The sequence below is a fragment of the Halobellus sp. Atlit-38R genome (assembly GCF_003665925.1).
Lineage (GTDB): Archaea > Halobacteriota > Halobacteria > Halobacteriales > Haloferacaceae > Haloquadratum > Haloquadratum inordinatus.
The window spans coordinates 25,372-48,895 of the sequence record NZ_QXIJ01000011.1; the positions used below are offsets into that span (position 1 = coordinate 25,372).

At 67.7% G+C, this 23,524-nt stretch carries 16 protein-coding genes; 7 read left to right on the top strand and 9 right to left on the bottom strand.

What is annotated here, in order from left to right; translation table 11 throughout:
- Positions 1-50: 50 nt before the first annotated feature.
- Positions 51-641, top strand: a complete 591-nt coding sequence (locus D3D02_RS13910; RefSeq protein WP_121570597.1) for an FAD-dependent oxidoreductase — start codon at positions 51-53, stop codon at positions 639-641.
- A 36-nt stretch (positions 642-677) separates the two neighbouring features.
- On the opposite strand, the gene D3D02_RS13915 is transcribed toward D3D02_RS13910, so the two are convergent.
- Together D3D02_RS13915 and D3D02_RS13920 are read right to left on the bottom strand one after the other, a co-directional pair.
- Positions 678-3,224 (bottom strand): PQQ-binding-like beta-propeller repeat protein, encoded by a 2,547-nt coding sequence (locus D3D02_RS13915; RefSeq protein ID WP_121570598.1) that lies wholly within the window; start codon positions 3,222-3,224, stop codon positions 678-680.
- 49 nt (positions 3,225-3,273) lie between these two features.
- On the bottom strand, positions 3,274-3,753 hold the full coding sequence (locus D3D02_RS13920) for an SRPBCC family protein (protein ID WP_121570599.1): 480 nt from the start codon (positions 3,751-3,753) through the stop codon (positions 3,274-3,276).
- Positions 3,754-3,962: 209 nt separating this feature from the next.
- Between D3D02_RS13920 and D3D02_RS13925 the strand changes: the two genes are divergently transcribed.
- A complete protein-coding gene (locus tag D3D02_RS13925; protein ID WP_121570600.1) occupies positions 3,963-4,460 on the top strand; it encodes an ester cyclase in 498 nt (165 codons plus the stop codon).
- Between the two features lie 76 nt (positions 4,461-4,536).
- Here the strand turns inward: D3D02_RS13925 and D3D02_RS13930 are convergent, their stop codons facing one another.
- Entirely contained in the window at positions 4,537-9,093 is a 4,557-nt protein-coding gene (locus D3D02_RS13930; RefSeq protein WP_121570601.1) for a glycoside hydrolase family 15 protein, read from the bottom strand.
- Positions 9,094-9,260: 167 nt separating this feature from the next.
- Between D3D02_RS13930 and malA the strand changes: the two genes are divergently transcribed.
- Positions 9,261-11,306 carry an alpha-amylase MalA gene (gene malA / locus D3D02_RS13935; protein ID WP_121570602.1) on the top strand — a complete coding sequence of 682 codons (2,046 nt, stop codon included), beginning with the start codon at positions 9,261-9,263 and terminating at the stop codon, positions 11,304-11,306.
- Between the two features lie 72 nt (positions 11,307-11,378).
- The gene (locus D3D02_RS13940) at positions 11,379-11,630 is read left to right on the top strand and encodes a hypothetical protein (RefSeq protein WP_121570603.1); all 252 of its coding nucleotides are present in this window, start codon (positions 11,379-11,381) and stop codon (positions 11,628-11,630) included.
- Positions 11,631-11,662: 32 nt separating this feature from the next.
- On the opposite strand, the gene D3D02_RS13945 is transcribed toward D3D02_RS13940, so the two are convergent.
- The 5 genes from D3D02_RS13945 to D3D02_RS13965 all read right to left on the bottom strand — a co-directional run bounded on the left by D3D02_RS13945 (position 11,663) and on the right by D3D02_RS13965 (position 19,166).
- Positions 11,663-13,879 carry a glycosyltransferase family 39 protein gene (locus tag D3D02_RS13945; protein ID WP_121570604.1) on the bottom strand — a complete coding sequence of 739 codons (2,217 nt, stop codon included), beginning with the start codon at positions 13,877-13,879 and terminating at the stop codon, positions 11,663-11,665.
- 3 nt (positions 13,880-13,882) lie between these two features.
- The gene (locus D3D02_RS13950; protein ID WP_121570605.1) at positions 13,883-15,079 is read right to left on the bottom strand and encodes an ABC transporter ATP-binding protein; all 1,197 of its coding nucleotides are present in this window, start codon (positions 15,077-15,079) and stop codon (positions 13,883-13,885) included.
- A complete protein-coding gene (locus tag D3D02_RS13955; protein ID WP_121570606.1) occupies positions 15,069-16,673 on the bottom strand; it encodes an iron ABC transporter permease in 1,605 nt (534 codons plus the stop codon). Before D3D02_RS13955 ends, D3D02_RS13950 begins: the two co-directional genes overlap by 11 nt.
- 18 nt (positions 16,674-16,691) lie before the next feature.
- On the bottom strand, positions 16,692-17,858 hold the full coding sequence (locus D3D02_RS13960; RefSeq protein WP_121570607.1) for an iron ABC transporter substrate-binding protein: 1,167 nt from the start codon (positions 17,856-17,858) through the stop codon (positions 16,692-16,694).
- A gap of 135 nt (positions 17,859-17,993) precedes the next feature.
- Complete coding sequence (locus D3D02_RS13965; protein ID WP_121570608.1) at positions 17,994-19,166, bottom strand: alpha-1 4-glucan-protein synthase; 1,173 nt, start codon at positions 19,164-19,166, stop codon at positions 17,994-17,996.
- 108 nt (positions 19,167-19,274) lie between these two features.
- Between D3D02_RS13965 and D3D02_RS13970 the strand changes: the two genes are divergently transcribed.
- Complete coding sequence (locus D3D02_RS13970) at positions 19,275-19,760, top strand: HPP family protein (RefSeq protein ID WP_121570609.1); 486 nt, start codon at positions 19,275-19,277, stop codon at positions 19,758-19,760.
- 47 nt (positions 19,761-19,807) lie between these two features.
- On the opposite strand, the gene D3D02_RS13975 is transcribed toward D3D02_RS13970, so the two are convergent.
- A complete protein-coding gene (locus D3D02_RS13975; protein WP_121570654.1) occupies positions 19,808-22,174 on the bottom strand; it encodes a DEAD/DEAH box helicase in 2,367 nt (788 codons plus the stop codon).
- Positions 22,175-22,322: 148 nt separating this feature from the next.
- Here D3D02_RS13975 and D3D02_RS13980 point away from each other — a divergent pair, with 148 nt between their 5' ends.
- Positions 22,323-22,751, top strand: a complete 429-nt coding sequence (locus tag D3D02_RS13980) for a DCC1-like thiol-disulfide oxidoreductase family protein (RefSeq protein WP_121570655.1) — start codon at positions 22,323-22,325, stop codon at positions 22,749-22,751.
- A 3-nt stretch (positions 22,752-22,754) separates the two neighbouring features.
- Positions 22,755-23,360, top strand: coding sequence for a DUF123 domain-containing protein (locus tag D3D02_RS13985; protein ID WP_121570610.1), 606 nt, complete (start codon positions 22,755-22,757; stop codon positions 23,358-23,360).
- Positions 23,361-23,524: the final 164 nt, after the last annotated feature.

The following is a 23,524-nucleotide window of genomic DNA, read 5'->3' on the forward strand; positions in this document are numbered from 1 at the left end:
CGCCACGCTAGCCCGAACACTCAACGGGGACGAGACTGTATGCAGTATTGATGACACGAGTAGCCATCGTGGGCGGCGGTCCCGCCGGCCTCTCGGCAGCCCTCTTCACGGCGAAGAACGGTCTCGACGCACTGGTCTTCGACACCGACGAGACGTGGATGCACAAGGCGCACCTGTTCAACTACCCCGGAATCGGCTCGCTCGACGGCGACGCGTTTATGCAGACGGCGCGCCAGCAGGCCGACGATTTCGGGGCCGAACGCCACCAGGACGTCGAAGTCGACGACGTGGACGTGACCGACGACGGCTTCGTCGTCAGCGCGGGCGACGACGACCACGAGGTCGACTACCTCGTGCTCGCGACCGGCGCGAACCGCGACCTCGCGGAGTCGCTCGGTTGTGACTTCGACGACGACGGCACTGTCGCCGTCGACGTGACGATGGAGACGAGCGTGGAAGACGCCTACGCGACCGGCGGGATGATCCGCGCCGAGGAGTGGCAGGCCGTCATCTCCGCCGGCGACGGCGCCGCTGCCGCGCTGAACATCCTCACCAAAGAGAAGGGCGAACACTACCACGACTTCGACACGCCCTCTACCGCCGCGGAAGTCTTCGGCGACTTACGCGACGACGACGCCTGAGACCGGGACGCTTCCCGCCGGACCCCTCGATCGAAGTCACCCGACGACGGCATACACGCGGCCTGTCTGGTCGGCGACAAACACCGCGCCGTGGCCGATCGCCGGCGGGGCGTCGACCCACTGTCCGAGCGACAGCCGCCAGCGGACGTCGCCGGAGGCCCCCGCGAATGCCGAGAGCGTCCCCGCGTGATCCCCGACGTAGACGGTCTCTCGCTCGCCGTCGCCCGCTCCACCCACGGCGGGGGTCCCGTGCACCGCTCCTTCGGCCGACGCACGCCACGCCACGGAGCCATCGGTCCGGTCGAGCGCAACCACCTCCCCGACGCTCGTGCCGACGAACACGCGCTCGCTCGTCGTCGCCGCCCCCCCGTATATCTCGCCGTCGAGCGTCTGCTCCCAGCGGTGGTCGCCGTCGACGGTGTACGACGCCACGCGTCCGGACTCGCTGGCGACGACTACCGCGCCGTCAGCGACGGCGGGGCCAGCCCGGACCGGCGCGTCTAACGAAACCTCCCACTGAACGCTCGCTTCGGCGAGGTTGCTGTCGCCGGTCCCGCCGGTCCCGAGCGCGAGGAGTCGGCCGGCCCGCGTCGCGACGAACACCCGGTCGCTCTGTACCGCGGGAGCACCGCTCACCACCGCCCCCAGATCTCGCCTGAGACGCAGATCACCGTCGCGTGCGTCGACGGCGGCGATCCCCTCGGCCGTTCCGACGTACGCGACGCCGTCGGCGTAGGTCAGCGGCGAGCGCGGATCGACGTCCAGTGAGGTGCCCCAGAGCTGCTCGGGTTGCGGAAAGTCGATGTGTGGCGTCCGCGTCGCCGTCGGTTCGTCTGGCCCCGGCGTCGCGGTCGGCGTCGGGGTGGGCTGCAGATCAGTCGTCGGCGAGTCGCCGTAGTCGATCGTCCGCACGCGGTTGAAAACGCCGTCTCCGCCGCCGCTGAGCAACGTCTCCCGCGACGAGCCGGGCTCGTCACCGAGAAACACCGGTGTGAGGCTCGGCCCGCCGACGCTTCCGATGCGGGACAGTTCGAGTCCGTCCGTCGCGAGGAGGTCGTACGTGCCGCCGTCTCTGTTTCCGCCCGCCACCGTCCGCGGGCCGACTACCGGTCCTGACATCGTCTTCGGACGGAATGGAAACTCCCACCGTCGGTCGCCCGTGTCGACGTCGAACGCGAGGACTGTGCCGTACTGATCGCCCGCGTACGCGACGCCGTCGGCGACCTGGACGTCGAACCGGACGGGCGCGTCCGTCTCACCGCGCCAGCGGACCTCGCCGTCGTCTCGTCCGACCGCGACGACGCCCGCGTTCGTTCCGAACAGGGCGACGTCAGAATCGAGGACGGGATTCGTCCCGGCGTCGATCGTCGAGCGCCACGTCACGCTCCCGTCGTGGGCCAGTTTGACTGGCCCCTCCCCGAGGACCACGACGCACACGCCGTCGGCCGCGGCCGTCGGACCGCGAGTCACCCAGTCGCCAACCGTCTCGCGCCAGCGCGTCTCACCTGTCGCCGCGTCCACCGCATACACGTGACCCCGGTGCGTCCCGCAGTAGACGACGCCGTCGTGGTATCCCGGGGGTGCGGTCGGATTGCCGTCGAGGGGCACCGACCAGCGTCGATCGCCCGTCTCGGTGTCGAGTGCGGCGAACACGCCGGCATCGTCGGACGCGCCGCTTTCGCTTCCTCCAGTCTCGTCCGTCCCCCACCGCCGCGCCGTGACGTAGGCGACGCCGTCGACGACGACTGGTGGGTACGAACGACTCGGCTCGCCCGCCTGCCAGCGCGTCTCGCCCGTCGCGAGATCGACTGCGACGACGCCGCCGGAGAACGTGCCGACGAACGCGTGCGACCCGACGACTGTCGGCGCGTAGAGGATTCCACCGGGGAGGTCGATCGTCCGCTGGTGCTGTCCGGTTGCGGCGTCGAGCACGACGAGCCGTTCGCGTTCCGGGACGACGACGCGACCCGACCCGACGGCCGGCGGAAACTGCGCCGCGTCGACAGTGGCCGTCCAGCGTTCCTCGCCCGCGGCGTCGACGGCGGCGACGCGTCCGTCTTCGGCGACGACGAACGCGCCAGTGTGGTCTGCTGAACTGTCTGCTTCGCCACCCACGCCGACCGCCGCGCCGATCGTTCCGGCGCTCGCCGTGGTCCACCGGACGCTCGGCGAACTGAGTGGTCCGGTGCCGGCCGCGACGCCGGTGTTCGCCGCGTCAGCGCGGGCCTGCGGCCACGGCCCGATCACCGACGGTGCCGGACCGCGACCGGGAGATGTGTCCGTCGGCGACGACGCGGTCTCGGTGGCCGTGTCGCCCTCGGTGTCGGTCCCGGTCGTGCCGATGCCGCCGCACCCCGCGAGGGGGAGTCCCGCGCCGACGGCTGCGACGCTCGCGAGGACCCGGCGTCGGGTGGGTCGATCGTCGGCCGCGTTGCTGTCTGCGTCCGCGTTCCTGTCGCTGGTCCCCTCGCGATTGCAGTCCGCGGTGCTGTCGCCGTTTACGTCGCTCTCGATCCGCTTTTGCGGACCGGTCTCGGGTCGGGCGGGTGTATCCGACGCGTCAACAGGTGGAGGGCCTGACATACTGTCAACTGCCCGAGCGACCGACAAGTGCTTTCGGTGCGCGTCGCCCCTACTCGAGTAGTTCCTTCGTCTTCCGGTGTCGCGCTCGAAACATCGGCTCGAAGCCGACCACGGCCAGTGGCGAGGCGGTCCGACCGAGGCCACCTCCGGGGAGTTCGTACTCGACCTGATCGTCGAGTATCGTCTCCTCGCCGTCGGCGATAAACCGGTGGGTGTGGACCCACTTCGCGAACGGACCGCCGCGCATCTCGTCCCGGAACATCGCCCGTTCCTCGCCGGACTCGCGGTCGGTGATTACCGACGTCCAGCGCTGTCGCGGTCCGACGCCGAACGGCCGCATCGACATCTGGATCTCCGATCCCGTCTCCAGAATCTCGGGATCGCGGTCGCCGTCGGGACCGGTGACGGCCTCGACGTGGAGGTTCATCCACCCCGGCGTCAACGCTTCCAGTCCGGAGACGCGCGAGTGAAAGTCCCAGACCTCAGAGAGCGGTGCGGAAACCCGTGTCAGCCGCGAGTACGTCGCCATAGGGGAGAGAGGACCCGACGAGACAAAAGCGACGTGGGCGATTCGGCCGAGACTCGGCCGATAGATCGCTGTCGCCGACCGTTGGGAGATCCGCTCTGTCGTGCCTGCTCACCGTGCTCGCTGCACAATCCATATCTCGGTTTACATTTCAAAAAATGCTCACGAGGGATTATGACACAGTGTAACATACATTCGAACGTGAGTCGAGGATGACTCCGAATCGCACAGCAAACGAAACAGTAGTCGAGGCGTACGTGGACGTTTGGAACGAACGGGACTACTCACGGATCCCAGACCTCGTGTCCGACTCGTTCGTCCTGTACGATCCGGCCGTCCCGGAAGACGTGGGCACGGGCCCGGTGGGTGAAGCGCGCGGCCCGACCGGGTTAGTGTCCTTTATGAACCGGCTGGAGCGTGGCTTTCCCGACTTTCAGTTTACCGTCGCCGACCTCGTCGCGACGGACGATCTCGTGATGGACGAAGTGACGTTCACGGGGACCCACGAAGGCGTGTTCAACGGGGTGCCGCCGACGTATCGGAGCGTCGAAATCCAGATGATGGCGAAGTTTCACATCGAGGAGGGCAAACTGCAGGAACACCACGTCTACTTCGACCAACGGGAGTTTATGGACCAACTGGGGCTCACCTTCCCGACGGTCATCGCGCAACTGCCCACGCTCGTGCGTGGGAAAGTCAGCCTGCTGTGAGCGGTCTATCTGCCGTGAGGGGGCAAAGTGAGGAGCGCGGTCTGGACCGCTCCTCGATCTCTCGTCACAGAGCGGCTTAGAGCGTGAACCGCGTGACGCTCGTTCCCGCCTGCTTCAGATCGACGTCGGTCGCGGCCGCGACGGTGATCTGGTTTTCTCCGTGTTCGATGTCGAGTGACTCCTCGAAGGACCCCTTCTCGGGCACGACGATTTCGGTCTCCGAAGGCGTCTTGATCGCCACGATGGCCGCATCGGTTCGCCCCGAGACGACCAGTTCGTCGCGCATAAAGCGCGTACTGACCTGAAGCCGCGGCCCCGCCGGCACTTCGCCCTCGACGTACCGCTCGCGGAGCACCGACGGCATCTCGACCGGTTCGCCGACGTCGATTCCGTGTGCGAGGCGGACGTACTGCGCCATCGACCACGCCAGCGGCGTCGCCGCGCCGGTCCCTTCGCCGAACGCCCAGTTGTACTGCGTGCTGTGCTCGCGGTCCCAGACCTGCTCTGCGAGCATCCGGCCGGAGTTGGCGAAGCCCGCCATCGTTTCGAGGAGGTTTCGGGGATCGAGCGCGTCTTCGTCCGGGCCGTAGAGCAGTTCGTACTCTCCACGCTCGCCGGTGAAGATTGGCCAGAGTCGGCCTTTGCCCTTCGATTCGATCGACCACGGCGCGCCCTCCTCGTCGACTGCGCGCTCGCCGTAGCCGTCGCCGTTGTACCGATAGAACGCCGGACCGTGCGGCGTATCCACGCGGATCGTCTCGTCGACCTCCGTCACCGAATTCCGAATTATCTCGTCGTCTGCGGGCTTGATTCCCAATCGGGTGAGTTCGAGGAAGCCGGCGTCGATGATCTCGCGTTCGTCGAGCGTCGGTCCGTTGTTCGCGAGCGTCCGGAGGTGCCCTACGTCGGGGTCGCCGTCGCGGGTGATCCGGACGTAGTAGGGCGTGTTCGTGTGGCGTTTCGTCCCCGTCTCCGTGGCGGTCCACTCCTCGACGCGGTCGGCCCAGTCGTCGGCCAGCGCCTGCCAGATGAGCGCGTCGGCGTCGTGTCCTTCCTGGATCGCGATGTCGGCAGCACACCCGAGACCGGCGATCTCGGCGGCGATCGACGACGGGGAGTAGCCCGCTTCTTCCTCCCAGCGCTCCTGGGCCGTCGGCGGCCCGTTCCGGGCCACGTAGTCAGCGGAGCGTTTGACGTTGACGTAATCGTACTCCGTATCGGCGAAGTCGACGCCGTGCTCGCGGAGCATCCACGCCATCACCTGCGGGAACGAGATGTTGTCCATCTGCTCGCCGCCCCAGCGCGTCCGCCCGTTCAGATAGGTGTTCTGCGGGATGAACCCCCGCTCGTCCTGCTGGAAGCGGTAGATGTACTCGAGCGCCAACTGCGCGGTCTCGATGTCTCCCACCGCCTCGAAGACGGTGAAGACCTGATAGAGATCGCGCGACCAGACGAAGTTGTAGCCGTAGCCCTTCGCTTCGGTGGCACTGACGGCCTCGCCCCACGGCACCGACGGCGAGGCGATGCCGGCCCCGAGGAACGTCTTGTCCTCGACGGCGCGCAGGCTCATCAGACACGTCTTGTACTGATTCGCGAGCGTGTCGTCGTCTGCGACGGAGGCCGGGAGCTCTTTGTCCGCGAGGAAGTCGTCCCAGGAGTCGACGTAGTCCCGCCGGACAGTCTCGTAGCCGCGGCTGAGCGCCCCCGCGGCCTCACCGAGCGCGGCCGCGGTGTCGGCGTCTTCGGCGAATCCGAGTGCGATCCGGTCGGCGACTCCCTCGCCGACGCCGAGGCGGCCGACGAGGACGACGTTCTCGTCGTCGACGCTGTTTTGCGGCGTCGGCGCGGCCCCGTCCGAAAAGAGTTCGTTGAGGTACTTCGAGCCGGCGACGCCGACGGTGGCCCACTCGAAGCGGCCGGCGGTCGCCATCGCGGCCGCGACGCTGTACTCCGTCCCGTCCTCGTCGATGAGGAGCGGTTCGACGTCGCCGCGCTGATCGTACGCGCTGGCGTCGCGGGCGACCAGGTGATAGCCGTCCGGACCGCCGAGCCGGAGCCCGCGGTCGGTCGTGCCCGTGTTCGCGAGCGCGGTGTCCGCGATGGCGTACAGTTCGTACTCGTTGTCGTCGTCGGCCTCGAAGTCGACGTCGACGAGCAGCGCGTCGTGTTCGGGGTCAGTCACGTACTCGGCGTGCAGGCGCCACTCGTGACCGCGGCCGTCGCCGGTCTCGGAGACGACGTGCCGGAACAACAGCGCGTCGTCATCGACGATCTCGACGCGCCGATCGATCGTGTCGGCCTCGTCGTCGCGGCGCGTCTCGTTGTACGTCCGGGCCGTGTAATCGGAGTCGGCGGCGGCGTCGACGACGAGGAGATCCAGCGTGCGGAGATTCATCAGGTCGACGCGGGGGAACCGAACCTCCGTCAACGCCCCCTCGGTCAGCGTGAACCACACGCGCGAGGGATCCTCGGACGTGTGGTCTGCGACGGTCCCGACGCCGTACTTCTCGCCGGTCGTCCAGCGCGGCCGTCCCGTCGGCCCCGACGGCGCGGACTTCGGGGCCGGCAGGGCGTCGTGGGCTTCGAGAACGCCCGTCGCGCGGAGGCGCATCGCGTGCGACCACGCGAGCGGCGTGGCGCTGTCGGGCGTGCCGTCGTCAAACACCTGCTCTGCCAGGTAGCCGGCGCCCGTACAGAACGGGCCCTTCGGACGGATCAGGTGGTACAGTTCCGTCGCGTACTCGAAGAAGTCCGCGGACGCCGCTTTCCGCCCGTAGTTGTCCAGCAGGACAGCGAACCCCGCAGCGGCGTTCGCGCCCCACGCGGTCGCGACGGACCACACCTTCTCGTCGTCCTGTTCGGCGCTGCGCCAGTAGTCCCCCTCGAACCGGATGATACCCGCGACGTCGTCGCCCGCCGACTCTCGATAGAGGTCGTCGAACGCCGTTCGCATATGTCGCTCCAGCCGAGAGAGCGTCTGCGTCGGGATCTCGTCGAGTTCGTCGACGTCGTCGTAGGCGGCGAACGCCTCGACGAGGGCGAACGAGCCCGAATCTAATCGTGAGTCACGGTCGCCGTTCCCGTCACGGAGACGGAGCGCGTACACCTCGTAGTCGTCGTCCCAGAGCAGATCGAGGCCCGCGAAGACGGCGTCGGCCTGCGCTTCGGCGTGGACCGCCAGGTCGGTCTCCACGGGGGCCGCGGCGACGCTCGCGTACGCGTGCAGGAACGTCGCCGTCGTGTGGACGAACCGGCCGATCATATTCTCCCAGGCGTTCTGACACTCCCGCGGGAGCCCGTCGTCTGCGAGATCCGAATCGAGTGCGGCGACGCCGGCTTCGATCGTCTCCTCGATCCGCTCGGTGAGCGACGCCGAGAGATCAGACTGCCGCTCTGTCAAGAGCGTCGCGAGGTAGGTGACGACGCTCGCCGTCTGGTCGGCCTGGTGTTCGGGCGCGTCTGATCCTTCGATCTGTGCGTTCGCCCAGCCAGGAGCGAGCGATCCGTCGATCGCCCACACCCGGTGGGGCCACGAGCCGTCGTCGAGTTGGGTGTCACAGAAGAACGCGGCGACGGTCGAGAGCCGCTCTGTCAGATCGAGGTCGAGCAGTTCGTCGCTCCGAAGAAGGTGTCGAGCGGACTCGGCCTCGTCGCGGAACCACGTGTAGCCGTAACCGCCCGAGTGCGTGTAGAAGGGATCGAACTCGGGGCCGGCGATGTGCGCACCGGAGGGCGCCGTCAGCAGCGAGAGCGCCCGCAGATCGGCGCGGACGGTTCGCGGTCTCGGCACGTCTTCGGGGACCGCCACCTCGGCACGTTCGCGGGCAGCAGCGCGAATCTCGTCCGCCGTGGCGTGTTCGAGCGCGCAGTTCCGGAGGTCCGCCAGTGCGTCCTCGCGGTCGACCTCGGTGTGATCAGACAACTGCGTGACGAGCGTCGTCTGTACGCCCCGGTCTTCGCGTTCGAGCGGCGCGGAGACGACGATGTCGCCGCTGAGGTGCGTGTCCTCGTAGCGTTCGAGCACGGCGTCTCGGGGGAGTTCGAACGCCTCCGAGGAGAGCATCTCCTCGAATCGCTCGGGGACCTGCGCGCGGACGTCGTCGAGGCCGGTCGAAGCGGTGACGTAATCGTGCTCGTCGCGGTGGAACACCTCGACGGCCTGGGTGTCGTTCGGACCGCCGCGCTCGTGAATGAGGCGACCGACCTGCGTCTCGCTGCTCTCGGGAGCGAGCGTCAGAAAGGCCGTCAGGTGTGCGTCGGTCGGGATCGCTCCGCGGAGTTCGACGTGGGTGACGTGTGCGCGACCCAGCGTCAGGTCGTACTGGTGGACGGTGTAGGAACCGGCGTTGTACTCCGTCTCGACGAGGGTCGTCTCCCGATAGTAGTGCTGGCGCACGCGTTCGAGTTCGTCGAACCAGCGTATCTCGCCGTCCGCCTCGATCGCGAACCGCGAACGGTCGATCCCGTACAACCCCGAGAGCGCCGCGGAATAATCGCGGAGGGCGCCGTCAGCCCCGACGTAGACCAATCGATCGCCGTGCCCGGAGAACGCGCCGTCTGTCGTGGGCAACTCCCCCGGAAAGCGCCCGTCACGGTCGCGCTTGTACTCGTTCAGCACGGTCCGAAGTCTCATACACACGCACCAGTGTGCCCGCGACATAAGTATTGGCGGGAAACGCACGGTGGCCGCCGGGAATCTCTCCTTGTTGTAACCGCTCCCGCGGAATTTGAAACGATCGATGAAAACAGACGTCAGAGGGCGGGGCAAAGACAAAGTCCCGAGGAATCGTTGACATCAGTATGCAACACCCAGGCCCCCCTCGCTTCGTCGCGGTCGGCGAATCCGTTCAGCTCGCGCCTCGGGACCCCGATCCGGAGGCGACGTACAGCTGGCGCGTTCGGAGCGCACCGGCGGCGAGCACGGCCGAACTCCCCGACGACGAGCCGGTCGTCGAGTTCGTCCCCGACGCTGCGGGTACGTTCGAACTCGAACTCGACGCACCCGACGGCATCCACCGACTCACTATCCGCGCGTTCCCGGGCGAACTCGCTCCCGCGGACCGCGTCAGCGGCGCCAGCGGTGTGAGTGGCTGGAGCGGCTTCCAGAGCGGGTCGGGACGGCGACCCGGCGAGAGCGGCGGCGTCTCCGGATCAGGGTCGGGGGCCAGATCCGGGAGCGGCGGCGGCGGTCGACCACGCATCCAACTCAGAGGCAGCGTCGAAGGAAGTACGCTCGTCGTTCGCGCGGACCCGCAACCGCATCCCGACAGCGACGTCGACCGCGAGGAGATGGCCGTCGAGTTCCTCGTCGACGACCGCGACGACGTCGACGAGAGCAAAATCGACACGGAGGGCTGGGAACTCCGGATCCCGACCGTGGCAGTCGGCGACCGCGTTCGGATCCACGGTGTCGCGGTCGCGGAGGCCTACAGCGTCCCCGACACCATCGAATTCTGCCGGGAGGTCGTCCCCGACGGCAGCGGCGAGGGGCGCGCCGTCACGCTCCCGTCGGAGCCCCGGCCGGCCGAGAGTGCAGACACCGATTCGGGGGCCGTCGTCGAGGAGCGACACGCCTTCGAGGTCGTCCGACCGAACGACCCGCCGGAGTGGGCGAAAGACGTCACGCTGTATGAGATCTACGTCCGGGGCTTCGCGGGTGACCCAGCCGAGATCGAATCCGAGACAGTCTTCGAGGCCATCGAGGAACGGCTCGATTACCTCGCCGACCTCGGCGTCGACTGCCTGTGGCTCACGCCGGTGCTCGAGAACGATCACGCGCCGCACGGCTACAACATCACCGACTTCTTCAGCATCGCCGAGGACCTCGGCGACCGAGAGGACTACGAGCAGTTCGTCGCGGCCGCCCACGACCGCGGGATGAAGGTTCTGTTCGATCTCGTCTTGAACCACTCCGCGCGGGACCACCCGTTCTTTCAGGACGCCTACCGCAATCCCGACTCCGAGTACCACGACTGGTACGACTGGCAGGACAGCGGCGAACCCGAGACGTACTTCGACTGGGAGTACATCGCCAACTGGAACTTCGCGAACCTCTCGGTCCGCCGGCACCTCCTCGATGCGGTCGACACGTGGTTCGAGGTCGCAGACGGGTTTCGGTGCGATATGGCCTGGGCCGTCCCCGACACCTTCTGGCGGGAACTCCGCGAGCGAGTGAAGTCCCGTGACCCCGAGTTCCTCCTGCTGGACGAGACCATCCCCTACGTGGCGGACTTCCACGACGGGATGTTCGATATGCACTTCGACACCACGCTGTACTTCACGCTGCGGCAGGTCGGCCGCGGCGACGCCCCCGCCGAGGCGATTCTCGACGCGGTCGACCAGCGCGCTGGCGTCGGCTTCCCGCCGCACGCGGCGTTTATGCTCTACATCGAGAACCACGACGAAACGCGGTACGTCGTCGAGTGCGGCGACGAGGCCGCGATGGCTGCCGCGGGTGCACTGGTCACGCTCCCCGGCGTTCCGATGCTCTACGGCGGCCAGGAACTCGGCCAGCGCGGCCGCCGCGACGCCCTCGCGTGGAACCACGCCCGCGAGGAGTTCTCCGACCACTACGAACGCCTGCTCGACATCCGTTCGGAGATTCCCGCACTCGGCTACGAGGGCGCGCTCGAACGGATCGACTACGAGACCGACGCCGACGGCGCGGTCGCGTTCGCCCGCGAACTCGACGACACCTACGTCTGCGTTCTCAACTTCGCGGCCGATCCGGCGACAGTGACGCTCGACGACCGCGACGTCGACGCGACGGATCTGATCACCGGAGAGTCGCGTGCGACAGCTGCGGGCCTGGAAGTCGACGACGTGGCCGTCTTCCGCGCGAAATGACGCCACTCCCTCGCGTTTGCGCTCGAGCCGAAACCCACAGATACGAGTTACCTCGGCTCGTACCGCGATCCAGTGACTGACTCGTACGTCTGCCCGCACTGTGGGCGTGTGGAAGACCGCCCCTACCGGGTCCGTCTTATCATCCTGACCTGTCCGGACTGCGGCGAGAACGGGCGGTTCCTCCACGAATCGCTCGTCGAGCGTCTCGACGAGGTGCCCGAGGCCGAACGCCCCGACGACTGGGGTGAGATGCCGCTCGACGAGCGCCTACAGTACGCGGTCCGCGAGGGTCTTCTCCAGCTCAGTTTCACCGGTCCGCTCTGAACGCTACACTGTCGGACAGAACGATGTGAAGATCAGACGACGCTCGCGTTCGTCGCGACAGACACTCCGGCGACGTAGTCGCCGTCGGGACCGACCCACGTACCTTCTGAGCCACACTCCGTCGTCAGCCGACAGATACGCGTCTCGGGCGGCCAGACGACGCGAACGCCCTCCGGGGTCGACTCGACGGTCGCCTCCTGCCGGTAGGTGATGCTCGATCCACCGACGCCGACGAAGGTCACGACCAGGTCGACCTCGCCGCGCCCGTCCGCCGCCAGCGGCACGTTGCGGAACCGCGAGCCGCCCTCGAAGCGCAGATTCTCCGCGCGGGCCGCGTCGGGGCCGATTCGCCACGCGACGGTGACCGTCTCGTTCGTCCGCGCCGCGTCGGGGACCGCGTAGCGCGCGTAGCCCTCGGGCGTCTCGACGCGGACGCTCACGCTCGTCGCCTCCGCCGGAATCCCGAGCGTCGTCTGTGCCCGGACCGCATCGCCGTCGAGAACGCGAAGGCGCTGGATCTCTGGGTTCACGGGCGTCGCCGCGCCGGTCCAGACGCCCCGATACGTGAAGCGATACGGCGTCCGGTTCGTCGCCGCCAACACGGCGAGGTCGCGGTCGGGACCGCCGTCTGTCGCGTACACCACGTCGCCGTCGTAGCCGGGATCGTAGCGGAGGTACTGGAAGGGATGGGCCTGCCAGTCGCCGTAGGGATCGGGCGTGAACACGAGCGCGTGGTCGAACGAGCGTTCCTCGAAGGGTTCGTAGGTCGCTTCGAGACTATCGGTGCGCTGGGCGTTCGCCGCGAACGGTTCCTCGACGACGGCCAGCTCCGCGGAGGCGACGACCGGTGCGGCGAGGACGAGGCCGACGAGGAGCGCGAGTCGGGCGCGGCGGCGCGTGGTGTAGGCGCGGAGCGTCGAGACGGCGCCACGCGCGAGGAACGCGGCTCCTGCGGCGGTGAATATCGCGACCGGAACGAGTGCATCGAAGTGGTAGAACGGCCCCAGGAGATCGATGAGGCCGTTTCGGAGGCCGTTGTGTGTCCCCCAGAAGTACGCCTCGCCGAGGAACACCGAGGGGACGATCGCGAGGAGGACGGCAGCGGCCTCCCAGCTTTGCATCCCGTCTGCGGGATCGAATCGCTGCTCTAGAGTGCCGCTACCGAGCGAACTCGGCGTCCCGGCCCATCTTCGAATCCGCCCGCGATCGCGCCACGCCGCGGCACCGACGCCGACGGCGGCGAGTGCGGTGCCGATTCGGCCGGCCGTCACCCACTCGGTGAAGAAGTACTCGGTGATCGTGACGGTCGTCTCGGCCGCCAGCGCAGGCGTGTAGTCCCGTTCGTAGTTGAGGATCTCGTGGGGGCCGAAGCCGATGCCGTCGTTCGGCGCGAACGCCGCATAGGGGAAGACCAGCGGGTCGCCCGTCACGACTGCGTTGTACGCGAGCGCGACGCCGACGAACGCCGCACCGGGCACCGCGATGGCGAGCGCGCGGGCGAGCACGCCTCGGAACTGGGGTGTCCACCCCGCGTGCCGCCACGAGACGCCGAGCGAGACGAGCGTGTGGCCGATGAACGGGAGCGCGAACAGGACGGCCGTGTAGGGGCGAGCGAAGAACGCCACTCCGATCGCCGTGCCCGCGGTTGCTCCCCACCGCAGGCTCCCGGTCCGCGCGGCGCGGATGTAGGCGACGGCGAAGGCGACGTTCAGGAGCGTCGTCGGAGCATACGAGAAAAACGTCGACGACGTGAGGAGAAACAGCGGCGACCCCGCGAGCGCGAGCACTGCGAGCAGTCCCACCCGTCGGTCGAAGGCCGCCGCGCCGAGGGTGTAGACCCCGAGAGCGGTGCCGGCGGCGACGAGGCCGAGTGAAATGTTCCAGTCTCCGAGGACCCGTCCGACGGCGAAGATTGCCGGCGCGACCGGCGAGTACTTGCCGTACATCCGGACGTTCTCGCCGCCACCCTCGACGACGAAGAACCACGGCCGGACCGCCGCCCACGGGATGTCGCCGGGGCGGAGAAAGAGCGTCCCCTCCAGCAACATCGCGGCCTGATAGAGGTAGACGCCCTCGTCGTCGTTGACCGAGTGGTACGGAAAGAGATCGATCGCCAGGTAGTAGACGAGTGCACCGACGGCGACCGCGAGGAGGACGGCGAGGACTCGTTCGGGCGCATCACGCGCGGCGGCACGAAGCCGCTGTGAGAGGGCGCGTCCGGCGGACGAGAGGGGTCGTCGCCGGGACACGGATCAATCGCTGTACCGGGAGTCGTCTTCGGGGCGCTGTTCGCGCGGGAACCACGCGAGTTCGTGGTCGGCGTCGAGTTCGAGGCCGACGGGGCCCGAGTCGGGGATGTTCTCGTCGTGGTTGTGCATACACTGGACGGACTCGCCGGTGTCGAGTTCGACCTCATACAGGAACGTCGGGCCGAGGTATCGGCGAGCGACGACGTTGCCGCAGGCTTCGACGCCCTCACAGTCCAGTCGGCGGACGCTCACGTCGTCGGGGCGGACGAGCAGGTCGACGCGCGTGCGGTCGTACTCCGGAGCGAGCCCGTGGATCTGGTCCCGCGGGACGGTGCCCAGGTCGGTCTCGACGACGTCGCCGGAGACGTAGCCGGGAATGAAGCTCGCATAGCCGAGGAAAGCGGCGACGAACCGCGATTCGGGGTGCTGGAAGACGCCTTCTGGGTCGCCCACCTGCTCGATTTCCCCGTCGTTCATTACGGCGACGCGATCGGAAATCGAGAGCGCCTCCTCCTGATCGTGCGTGACCGAGATGGCGGTCACGCCCGTCTCTTTGATGATCTGGCGGACCTCCTCACGCATCTCGACGCGGAGGTCGACGTCGAGATTCGAGAACGGCTCGTCTAAGAGGAGGATCTCTGGTTCGGGAGCGAGCGAGCGCGCGAGGGCGACGCGCTGCTGTTGGCCCCCCGAGAGCTGATCGGGATAGCTATCGCCCTGCCCAGCTAGGTCGACCAGTTCGAGGAGTTCGTCGACGCGCTGGTCGACTTCGTCTTTCGGCCGGTCTTTCAGCCCGAAGGCGATGTTCTCGCGGGCGGTGAGGTGCGGGAAGAGGGCGAACTCCTGGAAGACGACGCCGACGCCGCGCTCTTCGGGCGGCACGAACGTCGATCCCGAAACCGAGCGGCCGTTCAGCCGCACCGCGCCGCCGTTGGGTCGTTCGAGCCCCGCGATGAGCCTGAGCGTCGTCGTCTTCCCACAGCCGGACGGACCGAGGAGGGTCAGAATCTCACCCTCGCGGACCGATAGCGAGAGGCCCTCGACGACCGGCTCGGAGCCGTAGGACTTCTGTAGGTCGTCTAATTCGAGGACGACCTCCTCACCGACACCGGCCGTCAACGGCTCCGTCTGTCCGTCGCTGGCTGTGTCAGTTCGGTACTTCGCGTTCGACTCCACCGGTGTTTGCGTGCTATTTGACATCGTATCCCTCTTGTCTGAGAATCACGAGCATCGAGAGCCCCGACACGAAGAGCAGGACCAGCGCTGGCACTGCCGCCTGTCCGAAGTACCCCGATTCATATGCTGTCCAGATATGTGTGACGAGCGTGGTAAAACCCGACGGTCGCAGCAGAAGCGTCGCCGGTAGTTCCTTCATCGTCGTCAGGAACACGAGCGCCGCCCCGCCGAACAGCCCCGGTGCGACCAGCGGGAGCGTGACGTACCGGAACGCCCCCACGGAGGTCCGACCGAGCGTGCGGGCGGCCTCCGGAAGCGCTGGGTCGACCGAGAGGAACGACGCCCGGAGCGAGCCGACCGACTGCGGTAGGAACCGGATCACGTACGCGAACACGAGTAAGTACAGCGTCTGGTAGATCGGCGTCGCGTACTGGCTCCCGAAGAACACGAGCGCGAGGCCGAGGACGACGCCCGGAACCGCGTAGCCGATATAGCTGACGCGCTCGAACGCCGTCGGAAGCAGGCCGTCGTATCTCGCCGAAAGGTACGCGACCGGCAGGCCGGCGACGACGGCGACGGCGGCGGCCGCGGCCGCGACGACGACCGAGTTGGTCACGTAGGACCACTGGAACGCCAGCGACTGATTCACCGCCGTCGACGCGGTTCCGAGCCACGACAGCAGGATCACGACCGGGACGACCAGCGCCAAGCCGGCGACGAGCGCGGCGAACCCCATCGCCAGGTACCGCCACTTGCCCAGGGAGACGACCCCGCGCGAACGGCCCCCGGCCGTGGTCCGCTCCTCGCCGCGGACGCGCGCCTCGAGCCAGAGGATGAAGAGCGTCACCGCCACTAACTGCAGCGAGAGCAGCGTCGCGGTGTCGCGGCCGAACGTGCCGAACTCGACGAAGATGACACGCGTGAACACGTCGTAGCGCATAATCGAGGGTGTCCCGAAGTCGGCGAGCGCGTACAGCCCCGAGAGCAAGGCACCCGCGGCGACCGCCGGGCGGATCTGCGGGAGCGTCACCCGCTTGAACGTCTCCCAGCGGTCGTGTTCGAGCGTCCGCGCGGCGTCGATGAGCGTCGTGTCCATCGACTTCAGCGACGCCCGCGCGGTGATGTAGACGTAGGGGTAGGTGTACAGCGTGAGGATCAGTATCGATCCTTCGAGCCCGTAGATCTCCGGGATCTTCTCGACGCCCAGCGGTGCGAGGAGTCGCTGAAAACTCCCCTGCGGCCCGAACGCCGAGACGAACGCGAACGCTCCGACGTAGCTCGGGATGACGAGCGGCAACGAGACGACGATCGTCCAGAAGCGGCGGAACGGGAGGTTCGTCCGGACTGTCAGGTACGCCAGCGGGACGCCGATCAGGACGCACGCGGCCGTCGTCAGCGTGACTAAAACGGTCGTGTTGACGAACACTTCGAGCGTCGTCGGTCGCGTGAGAAGCGCGATCGCCTCCGAGAAACCGACGTCGAGCCCGGTCTTCACCAGCCACAGAATCGGAAGGAGCACCGCGGCCGACACCGCGGCTGCGGCGATCGAGACTCCGAGCGGGAGTTGGGTCTCTTCGTCCGCGTCGTCGTCCGCGCTCGTCCGGTGTTCTGTGGCCATCGTAGGCGTTTCAGCCCCTTAGAGGACGCCGGTATCTCGAAGCAGATCGATCGTTCCTTCGAGATCCGACAGTTGTGAGAGGTCTATATCCTCGGGCGGGTTCAACTCGTCGATCGACGGGAGCCGGCCGATCGGCTCGATCTCGGGGACGAGCGGGTACTCGAAGGTCGTCCGCGCGAAGTAGTCCTGCGCTTCCGCCGAGAGGAGGTGTCGGACGAAGTTCGAGGCGAGCGTGGCGTCGTCGGCGGTGTCGAGGACGGCCGCGCCCGCGACGTTGAACACCGCACCGGCGTCGTTCTGCGTGAACGCGGTCCGGAGCGGCGTCCCGGTGCCGCGGCGTGCGAGCACGCGCTGGATGTAATAGTGGTTCGTCAGGCCGGCGGCGATCTCGCCGTCGGCGACCGCGCGTGCGACCTGGAACTCGTCGCCGTACTGGCTCACGCCGAGCTCTTGCATCCCGGTGAGCCACTGCCGCGTCGCCTCGTCGCCTTCGAGGATGCGCATCGCGGTGATGAACGCCTGGAACGAGGAGTACGTGGGAGCCCACCCGAGTTGGTCCTGGAAGGCCGAGGTCTCGGGGAAGGCCATAATGCTCGTCGGGATGTCCGACGCCGAGAACGTGTTCGTGTTGTAGGGGACCGAGCGCGCCCGGCCGGACGTTCCGATCCACGAGCCGTCCGGGTCGCGGAAGTTCGAGGGGACGAAATCGAGAACGTCCTGGGGGAGAGCCTGGGTTCGGTCGCGGTCCGCGAGCGCACCCAACGAACCGGCGTTGACCGAGTAGAAGACGTCAGCGGGGCTGTTTTGTCCTTCCGTGATGATCTGGTTGACCAGTTCGGCCGCGGAGTTGTACAGCGGCCGAACGGTGAAGTCGGGGTAGCGGTCCTCGATGAAACTGATCAGTTCGCCGACGAGCGCCTCACCGCGTCCGGAGTACAGCGTCAGTTCGCCTTCGAGGTCGGGCATCTCCGCCATCGACACACCGGCGGAGAGGTCCCGCTCGCCGAACGGCGAACGACCGGAACCGATCTGTTGAGCCGTCTCCTCGCCGCCAGCGGTGTCCGTTTCCGTCTCGGTCGTCTCGCCTCCCGGCGTGTTGCAGCCGGCGACGCCGGCCACGCCCGCCGCCGCGGCCGCCTGGAGGAAGCGGCGGCGCGTCCGGGACGTGTTGTCTGATCCGTCCATACTGAATTTAGGCCCGCCTAAAACCTATATACCTTCCGGTTCACGTACGTGATCTGTCCGGCCTGACGACGAAAGATTCGGCTGAAAAGGAAGCTACGAGGTCGACATCGAGCGTCTGACCCGAAACGCTGTGGGTCAGTCGTCGGCGACGGCGGCGTCGCGCGGCGGTTCGGCGTTCGATTCCTCGATCTCCGAGAGACAGTCGAGCCAGTCGAGCCAGTACTCGCCGCAGTGATTCAGGAACGCACCGTTGTTCCACTCGGAGAAGTCTCCCTCGGCGAACGCCCGTGCCATCGCGTCGGCGGCGGCCGTCCAAGAGTCGGCGTCGTCGCCGACGGCGTCGACGACTTCCCAGACGTGTTCGTTGAGTTCGAGGCCCGGCACCTCGTTGTTCAGGTCGTCGAACGTCGGCCGCGGCGCCTTGTTGTGTTCACAGAGCGGGTAGCCGTTGACGACGTCTTTCTCCAGGAGGTCGGCGGCGCGCTTGAGGAACACGCCCGACCAGATGTCGTCGAAGCGGCCGACGTCCCACTCGTTGTCGTCCATCGGCAACTGATAGAACGCGGGGATGACCTCGCGCTCGAACGCGAGATTCATCGAACAGACCGTCAGATACTGGCCCGATTCGGCGACGAAGTCGCCCTCGAAGTCCTCGTGTCTCGTGCGCGTCTGTGCCTGGCCCTGCAGGTCGCCGTCCATCAGGATTCGGACGGCGTCGAGGTCGGGGACGTTCGTCCACAGGCCTTGGGAGGCGACCACGTCGCTGAGTTCGCTGCGGCCGGTCTCGACCGCCTCGTCCATCGCGGAGTAGGGGTACCCGCGCGGGTAGAGGCCGTGCTCGTCGGCGTTCTGATAGAGCACGTTCACCCAACGCTCGTCCGAGCGGACGGACTCGACCTCGTCGGTGCGGTCGAGGTTCGCCAGGTGACGGCCGAAGAAGTCCCACTCCTCGTGCGGCAGCGTGTCGTCGTCGATGAACACGCCGCGCTCGAACCGCGGGTGCGCCCACATATAGAGCAGTCCGAAACTGGTCTGGGCGTGCGACGCAGCGGGGATCAGGTGGGAATACGCCGAGAGCCCCTGCTCTTCGAACCACGCCTCGCGCCGCGACCCGTCGTAGACCGCGCCGTCGACGCCTTCTTCGTCGAGCATCTGCTCCATCGCTTCGACGTCACAGAAGTCCTCGGTCACGAGGAGGACGAACAGTCGATCGAGGTCGAAGCCGTGCTCGCGCGCGTTCTCGAAATACGTCCGCATACAGTCGTACTCGCGGATGGTCGGCACCACGACACAGACATCCTGCTTCATCACCGCTAGCTCTTTAGGCCACCCTAAAAATCTTGTCGCTCTGTAGTCGCCGCCCCTGAGGGAGTCACGATCGCGGCGTTCTTCCCGCCCGAACGACGTGGTAGAGCCGTGTCGGGAACGAATACGCGAGCTGACGTCGCGGTGGGTCTCCGCGCGGGCGTCTTGCTCACACTCGCGGCCGCTGTGGCGTGGGCCTCGGGTGCCCCCGCGGTGTTTCCGAGTCTCGGCCCCTCCGCGTTCGTGCTCTCGACGGATCCTCCCGGTCCATCCGATCGGACGGTCGTCGGCGGGCACGCTGTCGGCGTCGCTGCCGGGCTCGTGGCGTATCTCGGCGTCACCGCCGTCGTGGCCGTCCCCTCGTCGCCGCTCGTGTTCGACCCGCCGTGGCTGCTCGTGAGCGGCGTCGGCGCGGTCGCGCTCACCACCACCGGAATGCGATTCGGAAACGTGGTGCATCCGCCAGCCTGCGCGACGACGCTCATCGTCGCACTCGGGGTACTCGAGCCGAGAGCCGCACTCCTGGTCGTCCTCCCGGCGGTCGCTTCCCTGCTCGTCGTCGACCGAGTGCTTTCGTACGCTTTCAGTTGCTACTAGCCCGTTCGAGGTTCCGCGCCGAGTGAGGTCCGTTCGGCGCGATGCGCTCACGTGCTGAGTGCGTCCAGTAGGTGGATCGCTTCGGCCTTCGCGAGCGGGTCGTTCGCGTTCCCGCAGTGCGGCGACTGCACGCAGGCCGGACAGCCGTCCTCGCAGTCGCAGTCGTCGATCATCGTCCGGGTGCGGGAGAGCACGGTCTCGATCTCACCGTACCCGCTCTCGGTCAACCCGACGCCGCCCGGATAGCCGTCGTAGACGAAGATCGTCGACTGGCCCGTGTGTGGGTGATACGGTGTCGAGAGCCCACCGATGTCGCCGCGGTCACAGAGGAACGACAGCGGGAACAGCGAGATCATCCCGTGCTCGGCGGCGTGGATGCCGCCGTTGAAGCCGTACTCGCCGCCCATCTCCCGCACCTCCCGCTCGACGTCTTCGGGGACGGTCACGTACAGCGCCGTCGTCCGCAGCGTCGTCTCCGGGAGGTCGAGCGTCTCGCGGCCGATCGCCTCGCCGCGCCGCGGATCGCGTCGCTCGAAGCCGGTGATCTGCTTTCGCATCGTCACCTCGGCGAACCGGACCTCCGTGTCGGGGCGGGCCGACAGCGACTTCGCTCGCCGGTCTTTCTCGACCGTTATCGTCTTGTCGTGCAGGACGCGGGTGTAGTAGTCCGCCCAGGTCGGCTGCAACAGCGCGGTGTCGCGGTCGAGGTCGAGTTCGGTCACCTCGTACGTCGTCCCCTGATGGTGGTAGATCGCGCCCTCGTGGGCGTCGCGCAGCGCGTCCGCGAACGAGAGCGACGATAACACCTCGTTCGAGCGCGCGTCGAGAAGGTCGACCTCGCGGGTCTCGATCGTCCGGAGGCTCATCTCGTGTTGAGGGCTCCCGTCGCCGTCGTGGAGCCAGCGGATGCCGCGCTCGGTCTCGCGGCGTTCGAGCCGTCCGTCTTCGAGCAGCGACGCGACGACGTCCGGGAACGCCTCGCCGAAGTGCGCTTCGTCGCCCGTTTTCAGCCAGTTTTCCGCGGCCGCGGAGGCGACGTGATCGGGCAGGAGTTCCTGGTTCTCGGGGTCGCAGACGGCCCGTTCGGGATCGCCGTCCCAGAACTCCGCGGGATGTTTGAGGAGGTACTGATCGAGTTGGTCCTCGCCGCCGATCAGCACCACCAGCGCGTCGTCGTCGCCGCGCCCGGCCCGTCCGGCCTGCTGGAACGCCGACATCCGCGTGCCCGGGTAGCCGTCGATGAGCACGGCGTCGAGTTCCCCCACGTCGACGCCGAGTTCTAGGGCGTTCGTCGACCAGACGCCGCGGACCGACCCGTCGTGCAGTCCCGCTTCGATCTCGCGCCGGCGGTCGTGCTTCAGCGCGGCCTGATAGGCCGTCACCGACGCCGCTTCGTCGTGTTTGCCGCGCTCTCTGAGGTCTGCGGCGCTCTCTGTCGCGTACCGCTCGGCCGTCTGTCGCGCCCGCGTGAACGCGAGGGTCTGGTAGCCGCGGGCGACGAGGTCGACGAAGAGGTTCTTCGTCTCGACGTGACTCGACCGGCGGCGACCGCTGCCGCCGCCTCCGGTCCCGCTGCTGTCACCTCCGCCTCCGCTGCCGTCTCTCTCGTCGTTCCGGTACTCCGGGGGATTCCACAGCAGCCAGTGTTTCGCCCCGGTCGCACTCGCGTCGTCGTCGACGAGACGGAACGTCCCCGCGTCGCGACCGGTCACGCGCGCGGCGTGCTCGATCGGATTGCCGATGGTCGCCGAACAGCAGACGTACTGCGGATCGCTCCCGAACCGTTCGCAGATCCGGTTCAATCGCCGGAGCGTCAGCGCCACGTGGCTGCCGAAGACGCCGCGATAGCCGTGGACCTCGTCGACCACGACCGTCTCCAGGGAGCCGAAGAACCACTCCCAGAGCCGGTGGGCGTGGGGGAGCAGCGCGTAATGGAGCATATCCGGGTTCGACAGCAGCACTGTCGGGCGTCGGTCGCGCACGTCGCGCTTCTCCGACTTCGACAGCCGTCCGGTGTACTGGTCGACGGAGACGCGGCTCCCGAAGCCGAGCCCGTGTGCCAGATCCGAGAGCGTCTCCTGCTGATCCGCGACGAGGGCGTTCTGCGGGCCGAGATACAGCGTCCGGCCGCCGTGATCCATCGCGCGCTCGAACGCCGGGACGGTGTAGGCGAGACTCTTCCCGCTCGCCGTAGGCGTCGCGAGCACGACGTTCTCGCCGCCGCGAACGGCGTCGATGGCCGCCGCCTGGTGGCGATAGAGCCGGTCGATGCCGCGATCCGACAGCACGCCCGCCAACCGCGATTCGAGGTCGACGTCGGCGTAGACAGCCTCGCGCCCGTCGACACGGCGGTGATCGCGTATCTGTTCCGCATAGTACGGACGCGACTTCAATTGCGCGAGGAGTTCGTCCACGATATCCTCTGTCAGGACGACAGCGACCTGACCGTTACGGTCGTCGCAGGTGGCTCCGGCAGCGGTCACCCGCCGCGGCGTCCCGGACTACGCGACCGACGACCCGATCGCCCAGCACGGTTTTGCCCGCACGGTTCTAACTCCGAATATGCGCGAGTACGACGCGGTACTCATCTACGACGGGGAGTGTCCCTACTGCTCGATCGCCGCGCGAGCGCTCCAGCGCCTCGACGACGTCGGCGCGATCTCGTGGTACGACGAGGCGGCCCAGACGTTCCTCGACGCCCAGTTCGGGGAGGAGCCGTTCGCGATGTTCCTCGTCGACCGTCGCCGAAAACGCGTCTACGCCGGCCGCTCCGCGGCCGAGGAACTGGCGGAGCGAGCCGGGACGCCCGGCATCGTCGGCTCGCTCGTCCGCGACAACTACGACCGGATCGCCAAGGTCGTCGGGGCCGCGAGCGGGCGCGGACGCGACCCCGACGACTACCACGAGATCTACCCGCTCGACGACGACGCCGAAGCGCTGTTCGATGGGCTCGTCGAAGCGGCCGAGCCGGAACCGGAGGCACTCGCCTGAGCGATGCCCGGCGAGGATTCCAGTGCCGTGTCGACAGCAGCGTCGGCAGACTGCGTCGTCGTCGGTCCTGACGCCATCGCCGAGGGCAAAGACGCGCTCGACATCGGGGCTGGCGATGCACCGCCGGGGACGTACGCACTCGTATTCGAACTCAGTACTGCGGCGACGATCTCGGTGGGGGCGCTCGGGACGACGACGTTCCCGGCGGGGGCGTACGCCTACGTCGGCAGCGCGTTCGGTTCGAACGGTCTGGGCCGCGTCGACCGCCACCGCCGCGTCGCTGCCGGCGAGCACGACGTCACACACTGGCACGTCGATTACCTAGGTGGCCATCCCGGAGTCTCGCTGGACAGCGTCGTCGCCGCACCCGACGCAGACGCCGAATGCCGCCTCGCACGGGAGTTGCTGCGGATGGCGGACGCCGATCAGAAATTATCCGACGGCAGTCCGACGAAACCGCGAGGGGCGGATGCGAGCCGAGAGCTCGCGTCGTCACCGACCGAGGGATTTGGCGCGTCCGACTGCGACTGTCGAGCACACCTCGTTTCCGGACCGGACGCAGAGACGCTGCGATCGGCAGTGCTCGAAGCGGTTCGAACGGTGCTGTGAGAAGACGCAATACGGACACGCCGCGCCGGTCCGGGCAAGGCCGGCGCGGACGGTCGGCCGTTGACTCGGCCGTCGGTTCCGATCGAACGTCGTCGACCGGGCTAATACCGTAGCCGAACCATCGGCTAATTGCCGGTTGTCAGAGGCACCCCGGCACTAAGACA